The organism is Oharaeibacter diazotrophicus (assembly GCF_004362745.1).
Lineage (GTDB): Bacteria > Pseudomonadota > Alphaproteobacteria > Rhizobiales > Pleomorphomonadaceae > Oharaeibacter > Oharaeibacter diazotrophicus.
Genome location: NZ_SNXY01000010.1, coordinates 327516 through 340385, shown reverse-complemented (window position 1 = coordinate 340385; position 12870 = coordinate 327516). Strand labels below are relative to the sequence as shown.

At 72.5% G+C, this 12870-nt stretch carries 14 protein-coding genes; 9 read left to right on the top strand and 5 right to left on the bottom strand.

Annotated features, from left to right (window positions below):
• Positions 1-26 precede the first annotated feature (26 nt).
• Both EDD54_RS19240 and EDD54_RS19235 read left to right on the top strand, forming a co-directional pair.
• A complete protein-coding gene (locus EDD54_RS19240) occupies positions 27-812 on the top strand; it encodes an NAD kinase (RefSeq protein WP_126539049.1) in 786 nt (261 codons plus the stop codon).
• A 118-nt stretch (positions 813-930) separates the two neighbouring features.
• Positions 931-1458: an Hpt domain-containing protein gene (locus tag EDD54_RS19235; protein ID WP_126539051.1), complete on the top strand. Its 528-nt coding sequence runs from the start codon at positions 931-933 to the stop codon at positions 1456-1458.
• Between the two features lie 63 nt (positions 1459-1521).
• Here EDD54_RS19235 and EDD54_RS19230 read toward each other — a convergent pair whose 3' ends face one another.
• Together EDD54_RS19230 and EDD54_RS19225 are read right to left on the bottom strand one after the other, a co-directional pair.
• A complete protein-coding gene (locus tag EDD54_RS19230; protein ID WP_126539053.1) occupies positions 1522-2688 on the bottom strand; it encodes a DUF2336 domain-containing protein in 1167 nt (388 codons plus the stop codon).
• Between the two features lie 115 nt (positions 2689-2803).
• Positions 2804-3907 (bottom strand): transglycosylase SLT domain-containing protein, encoded by a 1104-nt coding sequence (locus EDD54_RS19225; protein WP_126539055.1) that lies wholly within the window; start codon positions 3905-3907, stop codon positions 2804-2806.
• Between the two features lie 135 nt (positions 3908-4042).
• Between EDD54_RS19225 and EDD54_RS19220 the strand changes: the two genes are divergently transcribed.
• Entirely contained in the window at positions 4043-4507 is a 465-nt protein-coding gene (locus EDD54_RS19220) for a hypothetical protein (RefSeq protein ID WP_126539057.1), read from the top strand.
• Between the two features lie 51 nt (positions 4508-4558).
• Here EDD54_RS19220 and EDD54_RS19215 read toward each other — a convergent pair whose 3' ends face one another.
• Positions 4559-5527, bottom strand: coding sequence for a KpsF/GutQ family sugar-phosphate isomerase (locus EDD54_RS19215; RefSeq protein WP_126541817.1), 969 nt, complete (start codon positions 5525-5527; stop codon positions 4559-4561).
• Between the two features lie 377 nt (positions 5528-5904).
• Here EDD54_RS19215 and EDD54_RS19210 point away from each other — a divergent pair, with 377 nt between their 5' ends.
• The gene (locus EDD54_RS19210) at positions 5905-6522 is read left to right on the top strand and encodes an exopolysaccharide biosynthesis protein (RefSeq protein WP_165644675.1); all 618 of its coding nucleotides are present in this window, start codon (positions 5905-5907) and stop codon (positions 6520-6522) included.
• 26 nt (positions 6523-6548) lie between these two features.
• Positions 6549-7862, top strand: a complete 1314-nt coding sequence (locus EDD54_RS19205) for a hemolysin family protein (protein ID WP_126539061.1) — start codon at positions 6549-6551, stop codon at positions 7860-7862.
• A gap of 61 nt (positions 7863-7923) precedes the next feature.
• On the opposite strand, the gene EDD54_RS19200 is transcribed toward EDD54_RS19205, so the two are convergent.
• A complete protein-coding gene (locus tag EDD54_RS19200; protein ID WP_126539063.1) occupies positions 7924-8436 on the bottom strand; it encodes a MarR family transcriptional regulator in 513 nt (170 codons plus the stop codon).
• A gap of 328 nt (positions 8437-8764) precedes the next feature.
• On the opposite strand from EDD54_RS19200, the gene EDD54_RS19195 reads away from it, so the two are divergent.
• The 4 genes from EDD54_RS19195 to EDD54_RS19180 all read left to right on the top strand — a co-directional run bounded on the left by EDD54_RS19195 (position 8765) and on the right by EDD54_RS19180 (position 11717).
• Complete coding sequence (locus tag EDD54_RS19195) at positions 8765-9079, top strand: hypothetical protein (RefSeq protein WP_126539065.1); 315 nt, start codon at positions 8765-8767, stop codon at positions 9077-9079.
• On the top strand, positions 9076-9852 hold the full coding sequence (gene aztA, locus EDD54_RS19190) for a zinc ABC transporter ATP-binding protein AztA (protein WP_126539067.1): 777 nt from the start codon (positions 9076-9078) through the stop codon (positions 9850-9852). Before EDD54_RS19195 ends, aztA begins: the two co-directional genes overlap by 4 nt.
• Complete coding sequence (aztB, locus tag EDD54_RS19185) at positions 9849-10721, top strand: zinc ABC transporter permease AztB (RefSeq protein ID WP_126539069.1); 873 nt, start codon at positions 9849-9851, stop codon at positions 10719-10721. Before aztA ends, aztB begins: the two co-directional genes overlap by 4 nt.
• Positions 10722-10802: 81 nt before the next feature.
• Complete coding sequence (locus EDD54_RS19180; RefSeq protein ID WP_126541818.1) at positions 10803-11717, top strand: metal ABC transporter substrate-binding protein; 915 nt, start codon at positions 10803-10805, stop codon at positions 11715-11717.
• Positions 11718-11803: 86 nt separating this feature from the next.
• On the opposite strand, the gene EDD54_RS23695 is transcribed toward EDD54_RS19180, so the two are convergent.
• Positions 11804-12817, bottom strand: a complete 1014-nt coding sequence (locus tag EDD54_RS23695; protein WP_126539071.1) for a hypothetical protein — start codon at positions 12815-12817, stop codon at positions 11804-11806.
• Positions 12818-12870: the final 53 nt, after the last annotated feature.

The following is a 12870-nucleotide window of genomic DNA, read 5'->3' as shown; positions in this document are numbered from 1 at the left end:
CCGCCCGCGCGACGCGCAGAGGTCGGATGAGCCACCGCCTGATCCCCTCCTTCGACCGCCTCGCCTTCGTGGCGAGCGAGACCGAGGAAGCCGAGGCCGCCCGCGCGACGCTGGCCGGCCTCTACGGCGACGTGCCGCCCGAGGAGGCCGACGTGGTCGTCGCCCTCGGCGGCGACGGCCTGATGCTGCAGACGCTGCACCGCTTCATGAACACCGACAAGCCGATCTACGGCATGAACCGTGGCTCGGTCGGTTTCCTGATGAACGAGTTCCGCGTCGACGCCCTGCGCGAGCGCCTGTCGGAATCGGTGGTGACGGCGATCCACCCGCTGATCATGACCGCGGTCGACGGCACCGGCGCCAGCCACGCCGCCCGCGCGATCAACGAGGTCTCGCTCCTGCGCCAGACCTACCAGGCCGCCAAGCTCAGGATCGCCATCGACGGCAAGGTCCGCCTCGAGGAACTGGTCTGCGACGGCGTGCTGGTGGCGACGCCGGCGGGCTCCACCGCCTACAACCTCTCCGCCCACGGGCCGATCCTGCCGATCCACGCCCCGCTACTGGCCCTGACGCCGATCAGCGCCTTCCGCCCGCGCTCCTGGCGCGGCGCGCTGATGCCGAACCGGGTCACCGTGGTGATCGACGTGCTGGAATCCGAAAAGCGCCCGGTCAGCGCCGCCGCCGACCACAACGAGATCCGCGGCGTCGTCAAGGTGACGATCCGCGAGGACCACAAGCAGCGCAGCCTGATCCTGTTCGACCGCGACCATTCCTGGGACGAGCGCATCCTCGCCGAGCAGTTCCGCTACTGATGCCGGTCTCCCGTGCCCCCGTCGGCGGAGCGCCGCGCGCAACGGAACCTTAAGCCGCGAGGTGTAGCATTCACTTCGCGTTTGCCACCGGGGGGTGGCGCGTGACGGGGTCCCCGACATGGCGCAGAGTGCGGAAGCCTACGAGATCGTCGAGGCCAAGAACGACCTCCGCAAGAAGGTGCGCGAGGTCCGCGGCGGTCGCGGCGAGGATCCCGTCGCCCGCGCGGAGGCCGCGCTGAAGATCCTGTCGTCGCATTTCGAGGACTGGGCCGCCGACGAGATCCGCGAGATCGAGACGACGCACGCCGCCTGGGTCAAGGCCGGCTACGCCGACGGGCCCAAGCGCGACGGCTTCTTCCGCGCCGCCCACGACCTCAAGGGCCAGGCCACCACCCTCGGCTTTCCGCTGGCGACCCGGGTCGCCGGCAGCCTCTGCGCCCTGCTCGAGGGCCTGCCCGGGCCGGACAAGCTGCCGCGGGCGCTGATCGAGCAGCACGTGCAGGCGCTGCGCGCCATCCACCGCGAACGCGCCCGCGACGAGAACGACCGCGTCGGCGCGGCGCTCGCCGACACGCTCCGCGAGGTCTCGACGCGCTATCTCGCCGACAACGGCGCCCTCGGCGACGAGACCCCGTTCGACGAGTGACCGGCGGCCCGCCACCTGCGGGCACCTCGTTCCCGATCCGTCGTTCGAACCTCGCGACGTCCGTCAGGCCGCCGCGCGGGTCGCGCGCGGCGTGCCCTCGCGGGTTTCACGGGCGTAGGCGCGCGCGGATTCGCGCACGGCGTCGGCGGCGAGCCGGCGCATCATGGCGAGGAGGTCGTCGACCTCGGTCAGCGCGAACTGCTGGTAGCGCGTCAGGATCCGCTCGACCATGCGCCGGGTGTAGCGCGCCTTGTCGGCGACGCCGCCGTCGTAGTCCATCTCGCGCCAGACCTGGAGCGCGACCAGGAAGGCCGGGTGGGTGCGCTCGGGCAGGCCGGCGCGGCCGAACAGGGCGCGCAGCGCGCCGTCGCGGCCGTCGGTGAGCAGGGCGTAGACGCCGGCCGCCGGCATGCCCGCGAGGCGCGACAGCGCCGCCTCGAGGAAGCGGATGTTGCCTTCGCAGACCATGCGGATCAGGAGCGCGGTGGTGAGCTGTCCGGTGCGGCGCAGGTGCTCGACCAGTTCGACCAGTTCGTCCTCCTCGGCGCGGCCGGCCATCACCACGGTCGCCTTGTCGCAGGCCTCGCGCACCACCGAGCGGGCGCGCCGTTCGGTGAGCCAGGACCTCGATACCACGAGCTCGCCGAGCCGGGCGCCGAGCGCGGCGATCAGCGACTGGCGCACCGCCACCGGCAGGTCCTCGCGCGCGAAAAGGGTGTCGCGGATGTCGGCGTCGGCGCCGAAACGCTCGGCCATGACGCCGAAGGCGGCCTCGTCGATGTCGGCGCCGGGATTGTCGAGGAGTACGGCGACCGCCTCGGTGCCGCCCTCGGCGGCGATCGTGGCCGCGACCGCATAGGACACCCACGGCCGCGCCGCGATCGCGGCCTGGACCCGGGCGCCGCCGGAGAGCACGAGCTCGACCAGTTCGGCGTCGAGCAGGCAGGGCGAGCGCTCGAGAACGGGCTCGGCGACCCGGGGCAGGTCGTGCGCCAGGGTCAGCACGATGTGGCGCGGCGCGTCCTCGCGGCCGGCGACGGCGTCGGCGAGCGCGGCGCGGACGTCGAGGCTCGGATCGTCGAGCAGCACGGTCAGTACCGCCTCGATCGCCTCGCGGCTCTCCGGCGAGAGGTCTGGGCGGAAGTAGGTGCCGACCACCGGCGCCACCGCGCCCGCCCGCGCCTGCGGCGGGGCCCGGTCGATCCAGTCCAAGAAGCGGCCAACAACCATGGAACGCGCCCTCGCCCGCCGATGATCGGATCCATCAGGACCCGATCTTCGCCGGCAGAGCTTAAGGAACCGTTCACCATGCACGTCAACGGTGCGGTAACGATCCCGGGAAGCGTCAGAGCTTCAGGTACTTGGCGAGGTCGAGGGGGACACCGTCGCGCGCCGCCGCAGAAGCGCCGGACGCCTTGACGGGCACCACCGACGGGCCGGCCGCCGCCGCGGCGGCGTCGGTTGCCGCGGCGATCCCGGCCGCCCGCTCCTCGGCCTGCCGGCGCTCGCCGGCGAGCGCGCGGGCGTCCTCGGCGAGGGCGACGTCGAACAGGGCCGGCGCCATGGTGTAGCCGCGCCAGAACGCCGCCGCCGCCGTCGGGCGCACCGGTGCGCCGTCGCCACCGTGGAACAGCGCCGAGAAGGCGTCCTGCGAGGAGGTCGCTTGGAAGCCAGCGACGACGCGGGAGAACGGGTCCTGCACCGCCGCGGAGGCCGTGCCGTCGTCGGCGTAGGCGGTCGCCACGGTCGACCCGGTCTGGATCGGGTCGGAACCGCCGTGGGTGGAGACCAGCTGGGCGTAGACTTCCGAGACGCTGCGGGCGCGGCCCTTGTCATAGAAGATCGACTTGTTGGCCGCGGCCTGCCGCGGAAACAGGTCGGCCGCGCTCGCGTCCGGGTTGGCCTCGGCCTGCTTGATCAGGCTGGCGGCGCCGCGGGCACCGAGGAAGTGGGCGACGTAGAGTTCGCCGGCGCTCGGGTCGCGGCCGACCGCGTCGGCGAGGTAGCCGGCGTTGCGCCGCGTCAGCGCGCCGGCCATCATCGAGGCCACCTCGGGATCGTTGCGCAGCGCCAGGATCTCGGCGCGGTCCTTCGGGTCGGCGACGGAATAGCGGCCCTTGGAGTCCACGGAGATCTTGTCGGCGAGCTCGCCGAGGCCGAGTTCGGCGCCCGACTGCTTCATCGTCTCGAGCCAGGTGCTCTCGATGAACTGGAACAGACCGGTCGCCGACGACGTCTTCGCCTTGGCGGTCGGGTTCATCGCCGACTCGCGCTGGGCGGTCTTGACGAGATAGTCGAAGGACGTGCCCGTCGTCTCGCTGGCCGCCGCGAAGGCGGACTCGATCCGGTTCTCGATCCCGTCGGTGCCGCCGGCGGGCTCGATGGTCTTGCGGACCGGCTGGTTGCGGACCGGCTGCGGTTGCGTCATCCACTCGAACAGAGGCTTCATGTCGCGGCCTCCTACCGTCGGACACCCGGTTAAGACTTCGGCGATCTTGGTTAACGTCTGGTTAATGAGTGTTTCCGGATGCGATACGGACAACTCCTGGCATCGTCGCCGACCGAAAGCAGGGACGTTTCCGACTTGATCGTCGATTCGCTCGACTCGCTTGACGTCGAGACCCTAGTGGCGGCGCTCGACACCGGCGCGGCGGGCGCGATCGCGACCGACGCGGCCGGTCCGGAGGACCTCGACCGGCTCGCCGCGCGGCTCGACGTCGCCGAATCGATGCTGAACCGTGCGGCCGGAACGGCCGTCGCCGGCATCGTGCCGGCGGATGCGGCCGCGGTGCTCGCCTGTGCGCGGGCCACGGCGCGCCCGGCGCGCGCGTCGGCGATCGGGTTGGACGAGGGCAAGCTGGCGGCCCGGCTCGGCGTCGCCGCGGGCGGAGGAGCCGCCGCAGTGGCGAGCGCGCGCGGCCTCGTCGTGCTGGCGGCGGGCGCCGCGGGCGTGACGGCGTTCACGGTGGTCGGCCCGGACGAGGACGTCCGGGCGGCGCGGGAGGCGGCGGCGCGGGAGGGTTTCGCGGCCGTGCTGGTCGTGCGCTGACGGGACCGGCGGCTCGGCCGAGGTGGTTCGAACCCGGCCGCCGTGGGATCGTCAGGCGACGCCGGCGCGCAGGAGGTCGTGGACGTGCAGGATGCCGACGGGCCGGCGTTCCTCGGTGACGAACAGCACGCTGATCGCCTTCGACTGCATCGTCTCCAGCGCGGCGCTGGCGAGATGGTCGGGCGCGACCACCTTGGGCTTGGTCGACATCACCTGGTCGACGGTCATCTCGAGGAGGTTCGGCGCCATGTGGCGGCGCAGGTCGCCGTCGGTGACGACGCCGATCAGCTCGCCGGCGGGATCGATCACGCCGATCACGCCGAAGCCCTTGCCCGACATGGTGATGATCGCCTCCGACAGCGGGGTGCCGATCCGCGCCAGCGGGATCTGGTCGCCGCGGTGCGACAGCTCGCCGACGGTGCGCAGCTGCGCGCCCAGCTTGCCACCCGGATGGAAGACCTTGAAATCGGTGGCGGAGAAGCCGCGCCGCTCGAGCAGCGCGATCGCCAGCGCGTCGCCGATGGTGAGTTGGAGCAGCGTCGAGGTGGTCGGCGCGAGGCCGAGGCCGCAGGCCTCGGTGAGACGCGGCAGCACCAGCGGCACCGTGGCGTGCAGCGCGAGCGTGCTGTCGGCCTTGGAGGTGATCGCGATCAGCGGCACCTTGAAACGAGCGGTGTACTGCAGGATGGCCGACAGTTCGGCGGTCTCGCCCGACCAGGACATGGCGATGACGACGTCGTTGACGCCGATCATGCCGAGATCGCCGTGGCTCGCCTCGGTCGGATGGACGAAGTAGGCCGGCGTGCCGGTGGAGGCCATGGTGGCGGCGATCTTGCGGCCGATGTGGCCGCTCTTGCCGACGCCGGTGACGATGACGCGACCCTCCTGCGCGATCACCAGTTCCACAGCGGCGACGACCTGGGCCCGGAAGGCCTCGTCGCCGTCGAAGGCGGCGTTCAGGGCGGTGACGCCGTCCTGGTAGGTCTGCAGCGCACGCGAGAGCGACTGCACGATCTGCATCTTGGGAGCGGTCTGTAGCAAGCTGTCCAACCTCTCGTCTCGGGGCCGGTCCGATGTCGATCCGAAACGGCACGGCCGGACGAATATTCCGGTCGGCGCGACGACGATCGCGCGACGACGGCGACACGTCGGTCGAATCGGGCCGGCCCGCTGCGCGGCCGCCCTCGGTCCCGGCAATCCCCGCCGCCCGGTGCGAACCGGCGCGACGCTACCCCACGGGCCTCGTTGTCCCGCAATTTCGCAGTGCGGTCAAACCTGAAATCCGATCCGGCCGCACCGCGGCCGGTCGCTTCGGCCTTCCGCAACGGCGGTCCGATCCCATATAGTGACGTCCGACGCAAAGGCGGAAGGGCGACGTGCAGGTGAGGGATCGGCAGGTGACGCAACCCGCGGGCGAGAGGCCCGCGTCGGCTTCCGCCCTGCTGACCGGCTTCGCCGAGTCCTGGAAGGCCGAGGAGGTGACGCTCGACGACGTCATCGGCGCCCTCGGCGACCGCGTCTACGGCCTCCTGTTCCTCGTGCTCGCGATCCCCAACATGATCCCGGGCGTGGCGCTGCTGCTCGGCATCCCGCTGGTGGTGATCGCCGGCCAGATGGTGATGGGCTGGCACCAACCGAGGCTGCCGCGCTTCGTCGGACGGCGCTCGCTGAAGACGGCGGACCTGCGCGCCCTCGCCCGCCGCGCCGAGCCCTGGCTGAAGCGGGCCGAGCGGATGCTGCGCCCGCGCGCGCTGTTCGTGTTCTCGCCCGTCGGCGAGCGCGTGCTCGGCTTCGTGGTGCTCGTGATGGCGGTGATCCTGACGCTGCCGATCTGGGGCGCCAATTTCCTGCCGGCGCTCGCGATCAGCCTGATCGCCCTCGCCCTGATCGAGTTCGACGGCCTGATGGCCGCGCTCGGCATGGTCGCCGCCGCCGCCAGTGTCGTCGTCGCCTCCGGGGTGATCTATGGTGCCCTGAAGGTGACGCTCTTCCTGCTCGCCCACGCCTTCGGATAGGCTCGGCGGCAACCGCAGACGGATCGATGAACTACCTCACCGAAATCGCGATCGTGATCGTCCTGCTGCTCGTGAACGGCTGGTTCGCCATGTCCGAGCTCGCGGTCGTGTCCTCGCGCCGTCCGCGGCTCGAGGCCCTGGCTGCCCAGGGCGTGCGCGGCGCGCGCACCGCCCTGAAGCTCGCCGAGAATCCCTCGCGCTTCCTGTCGGCGGTGCAGATCGGCATCACGCTGGTCGGCATCCTCGCCGGCGCCTACTCCGGCGCGACGCTGGCCGAGCCGCTCGGCGGCGAACTGCTCGCCGCCGGCGTGCCGGCGGCCTGGGCGAACGCGCTCTCGATCGCCATCGTGGTCGGCTCGATCACCTACGCCTCGCTGATCGTCGGCGAACTGGTGCCCAAGCACATCGCGCTCTCCAATCCCGAGCGCGTCGCCGCCTTCGTCGCCGGGCCGATGACCGTGATCGCGCTGATCGCCGCGCCGGTGGTCTCCGTGCTCGACGCCTCGAGCCGGCTGGTGCTGCGCCTGATGCGGGTCGCCGCCACCGGCGACGGCACGGTGACCGAGGAGGAGATTCGCGCCGTGCTCGCCGAGGGCACCAAGACCGGCATCATCGAGCCGGAGGAGCGCGAGCTGATGGCCGGCGTGATGCGCTTCGGCGACCGCTCGATCCGCGCCGTCATGACGCCGCGCCGCGACATCGTCGGCATCGACCTCGACTGGGAACCCGAGCGGATCGTCGAGGTGATCCGCAACTCGACCCATTCGCGCTATCCGGTCTACCGCGGCTCGGCCGACGCGATCCTCGGCATCGTCCAGGCCAAGGACCTCCTGGATTCCCATCTCTCCGGCGGCAGCTTCGACATCGAGGCGGCGATGCGCCCCGTCGAGGTGGTGCCCGACACCGCGCCGGCGCTGACCGTGCTCGAGGTGCTGCGCCGCGCCCCGATCCACATGGTCGTGGTGATGGACGAATACGGCACGGTGGAGGGCATCGTCACCGCCACCAGCATCCTCGCCGCCATCGTCGGCGATCTCGCCGAAGAGGGCGAGGAGGGCGCGGAATCCTCGATCCTGCGCCGCGAGGACGGGTCCTGGCTGGTCGACGGCGACCTCGGCGTCGGCCTCGTCGCCGACCGCGTCGGCTGCCCGGCGCTCGACGACCCCGACCGCGACTACGAGACGATCGCCGGGTTCATCCTGTCGGAATCGAAGGCGATTCCCTCGACCGGCGACGTGCTCGGCTGGCGCGGCTGGCGCTTCGAGGTGGTCGACATGGACGGCCGCCGCATCGACAAGGTGCTGGTGACGGCACCCGCCGAGGGCGCCGCCGCCGATTGACGGCCCGAGCGGCGCCGTCCGACACGTCCGGCCGGAGCGTCTCCGGCCGGAGGGTTTCCCGTCATTCGCCGTCGTCGTCCCCGGCCTGCGGACCGCCGCAGGCGGCGACGAGGTCGTCGGCGAGCTCGGCGAGGCTGTCCAGGCGATCGGCGCCGAAGCGGCCGGCGACGTCGGCGCGGATCTGGGCGGAGACCGGCTCGATCTGGTGCAGCAGGTTGTTGCCGCGCTGGGTGATCGACACCAGCGTCCGGCGCAGGTCCTCGAGCTGGGCGCGCCGGGCGATCAGGCCGCGGTACTCGAGGTCCTTGATGATTCGCGACAGGCTCGAGGCGCGCAGGCACGTCGAGGCCGCGAGGTCCGACGCCGCGATCTCGGTCACCGTGGTCAGTTCGCTGAGCACGCGCCACTGCTGTTCGGTCAGCCCGTGCATGCGCAGGTGCGGACGCAGCTGCCGCATCACCGCCTCGCGGGCGTGCAGCAAGGTGCGCGTCAGCCGGGCGGATCCGCCGGGGGCATCGCGGAGGGCCGGAGCGGCGTCCCTGGCGAACTCTTTCTTGGAGGCTGCGTCGTTCACGTTGTGTGGACCATGAAATGCACGACGACCACGGGAGAATGGCCGTCGATCGGCGTGGGGGGAGGGACCGGTGTCGGCGGTGTCGAACTCTATCGACTGTCAGAGCAATCTTCAAAGCGTTTTAAGTCGTAAAAATGAACAACCGCCACACCCAATTACGAAAACGTAACCTTGCCGCCGCAACTGCTCATTAGTGTCGACAGGCCTTGAACTTGGCTCGAATCGAGCCGCCCAGCGTCGTTGCACGCAATGCGTGCATTTCCTCTGCTTGACGGCTGTGATGTTATAAAGTTACAAGTCGCTTCGCAACAGCGCCGGAGCCGGCCAGATGTCCGCCACCACCCGTATTCCCAGCCGGTCCGTCTTCGAGACGGCGGCTTCGGCCCGATCGGCCGACACCGCCGACGGGCACGACCACGCCGCCGCGCACGGCCACGACCACCATCACGGCGACCATTCGCACGCCCACGGGCATCGCCACGGCACCGGCCGCGACCATCCGCCGCGCGGAGCGGCGCAGCCCGCGCTCCGCCCGGTCCGGATCGCGCCCTCGCTGATCCGCGCCGGTCTCCTCGCCCGCCTCGGTGGCGCCGCCGTGTTGCTGACGGCGGTGTGGGGCCTGACCGCCCTGGTGACCGGATGAGCCTCGCCGTCGCCTCGCCCGCCGTCGCCGGCGCGGTCGTCCGCTTCCGCGACGCCACCGTCGGCTACGACCGCCACCCCGCGGTCCACCACGTCGACGCCACCCTCGCCGCCGGATCGCTCACGGCGGTGATCGGCCCCAACGGCGCCGGCAAGTCGACGCTCCTGAAGGCGATTGTCGGACTGGTCCGCCCGATGGGCGGCGCCGTCGACGTCGACGGCTGCGCCCGCCGGCGCATCGCCTACCTGCCGCAGCAGGCCGAGGTCGACCGCAGCTTCCCGATCGAGGTGTTCGACTTCGTCGCCATGGGCCTGTGGCGCCGCCGCGGCGCATTCGCCGGCTTCGGCCGCCGCGACGACGAGGCCGTCGCCGCCGCGATCGGCGCGGTCGGGCTCGCCGGCTTCGAGCGGCGCACCCTCGACACGCTCTCGGGCGGCCAGTTCCAGCGCGTGCTGTTCGCCCGGCTGTCGCTGCAGGATGCCCCGCTGGTGCTGCTCGACGAGCCCTTCACCGCCCTCGACGAGCGCACCATCGCCGACCTGATGGCGATGGTGGCGCGCTGGCACGCCGAGGGCCGGACCGTCGTCGCCGTGCTGCACGACACCGACTTCGTGCGCGCCCACTTCCCGCAGGCGCTGTTGATCGCCCGCCATCTCGTCGCCGCCGGCCCGACCGCGCGGGTGCTGACGGAGGCCAACCTCGCCGCCGCCCGCGCGATGACGGAGGCCTTCGACGACGACGCGCCGGTCTGCAGCCCCGACGTCCGGCCATGACCCTCTACGAAGCCCTCGTCCAACCCTTCGCCGACTTCGCCTTCATGCGCCGTGCCCTGGTGGGATCGGTGGTGCTGTCGGTCGGCACCGCCCCGGTCGGCGTGTTCCTGATGCTCAGGCGGATGAGCCTGACCGGCGACGCCATGGCCCACGCCATCCTGCCCGGCGCCGCGGTCGGCTTCCTGCTCGCCGGCCTCGACCTCGTCGCCATGACCGCCGGCGGCATCGTCGCCGGCCTCGTGGTGGCGCTCCTGACCAGCGCGGTGTCGCGCTCGACGGTGCTGCGCGAGGACGCCTCTATGGCGAGCTTCTACCTGATCTCGCTCGCCCTCGGCGTGCTGATCGTGTCGCTGCGCGGCTCGCCGGTCGACCTGATGCACGTCCTGTTCGGCACCGTGCTCGCCCTCAACGACCAGTCGCTGTGGTTCATCGCCGGCGTCGCGTCGGTCACCGTGCTCACCTTCGCGGTGATCTGGCGGCCGCTGGTGATGGAGTGCGTCGATCCGGCGTGGCTGCGCGTCGTCAGCGGCTCGGGCGCGGCGGTGCACGCCGTGTTCATGGTGCTGATGGTGCTGAACCTCGTCGCCGGCTACCAGGCGCTCGGCACCCTGCTCTCGGTCGGCATCATGATGCTGCCCGCCGCCGCCAGCCGGTTCTGGTCGCACGAGATCGGTGCGATGACCACGATCGCCGCCCTGATCGCCGCGGTGTCCGCGGTGACGGGGCTGCTCGCCTCCTACCACTTCGATCTGCCATCCGGCCCGGCGATCATCCTCGTCGCCGGTGCCGTCTACGTCGTCTCGCTGCTCGCCGGTCCGACCGGAGGCCTGATCCCGCGCCTCCTGCCGGCCCCGCACCGGAGCAACTGAGCCGACCCGGTCACGAAGGAGACCTCGGAAGTGAAACCTGTCCTGTCCAGCGCCGTCCTCGCGACGGCGATCGCCCTCGCCATGCCCGCGTCGGCCGCCCCGCGCCTCGACGTCGTCGCGAGCTTCTCGATCCTCGGCGACATGGTCGCCCGCATCGGCGGCGACCGCGTCGCGGTCAAGACGCTGGTCGGCCCCGACGGCGACGCCCACGTCTACCAGCCGACGCCGGCCGACGCCGAGACGGTCGCCAAGGCCGACCTCGTCGTCGTCAACGGCCTCGGCTTCGAGGGCTTCCTGACGCGCCTGCTCGAGGCGTCCGAGTACAAGGGCCCGGTGGTGACCGCGAGCAGCGCGGTGACCCCGCGCACCGGCTTCGTCGACGAGGACGAGGAACCGGCCGCCGGCGAGGCGCACGACCACGACCACGCCGCCGAATCCGGCCACGACGACCACGACCACGGCGGTCTCGACCCGCACGCCTGGCAGGACATCGGCAACGGCATCCGCTACGTCGAGGCGATCCGCGCCGGCCTCTGCGCCGCCGACGCCGAGGGCTGCCCCGAGTACGACGCCGCCGCCAAGGCCTACGCCACGGAACTCAAGGCCCTCGACGACGACATCCGCGCCCGCATCGGCGCGGTGCCGAAGGAGCGCCGGGTGGTGATCACCAGCCACGACGCCTTCGGCTACTACGGCGCCGCCTACGGCATCACCTTCCTCGCCCCCCAGGGCGTCTCGACCGATTCGGAGGCCGGTGCCGCCGCCGTCGCCGGCCTGATCCGCCAGATCCGCGAGACCGGCATCCACACGCTGTTCGTCGAGAACATCGCCGATCCCCGCCTGATCGAGCAGATCGCCGCGGAGACCGGCGCCAAGCTCGGCCCGAAGCTGTTCTCGGACGCGCTGTCGCCCGCCGACGGCCCGGCGCCGACCTACGCGGCGATGATGCACTACAACGCCGACGCGCTGATCCGCTCGATGTCCGGCGGCTCCTGACCGTCCCGGCACCTGCGCACGACCACCACGACGCCGGCCGGGATCCGCTCCCGGCCGGCGTTCGCATTCCGGCGTGCCGATCGGGTTCAGGTCGTCGGGCCGCCCGCGTCCGGTCCGGCGACGACGACGTCGCGGCCGGCACCGGCGGCGGGCTCGACGCGGACGGGCTCGACGGGCGGTTCGGGCCGCGCCGCGGTCTCCACCGGCGCGCCGCGGCCGCGGGCGGCGGCGTTCTCGGTGCGCAGGCGGCGCAGCCGGTCGGACAGCGCCTCGACCAGCCGGGCGCGCTGGGCCGGGTCCTCGTAGGGCGATCCGGCGTCTCCCGCGGGCGCGCGTTCGTCGGAAGGTTCGGCCGGCGCCACGGGCGCGGCGTCGAGGCCGAAGGCGACGGCGTCCTCGGCGGTCGGGGGCCGCACCTCCGGCACCGCGGCGGCGCCGTCGCCGAGCGAGGGGCCCACGTCGAACATCGCGGCGGCGGGGCGCGGAGCGCGCGCCTCGGTCCATTCGGCGTCGATCGGGTCGCTGCGCGGCGCGGTCCTGGCCGGGGCGGCGGGGCGGGCGGCGGTGGCGACGTCGCGGGTGTCGGCGGCGACGAGGGCGAGGCGCATCTCGCCGGCGAGCGCGGCGAGTTCGTCGGCGCGCTGCTCGGCGGCGCGGCGCAGTTCGGCCTCGTGCTGCAGGCGGCGGTCGAGCTCGCGGAGATCGGCGGAGGCGCGCGTCAGCGCCTCCTCGCGCTCGCGGAGTTCGGCCCGCGCGGCCGCCGTGCGGGCCTCTGCCTCGGCGAGGGCGTCGCCGAGCGCGCCGCGCTCGCCCTCGGCGCCGAGGCGGTCGCGTCGCTCGGCGGCGAGCGCCAGTCGCTCGGCCGCCAGCGCCGCCTGGACGGCGTCGCGCTCGGCCTCCACGCGGGCGGTGCGGGCGGCGTATTCGGCGCGCACCGCGTCCTTCGCGGCGGCGAACTCGGCGGCGGTGTGCGGCAGCCGGGACTCGAACTCACGGCGGGCGAGCCGGGCCGCCCGGCGCATGAACGGCGGGAACAGCACCAGCGCCACCAGCCCCGCGAACAGGGCACCGAGGGCGAACACGAGGACGTCTTCGATCACGGGTCTTCGGGTCCGGTCGGGGCGGCGCACGGCGGACCCGCGACACCGGGAGG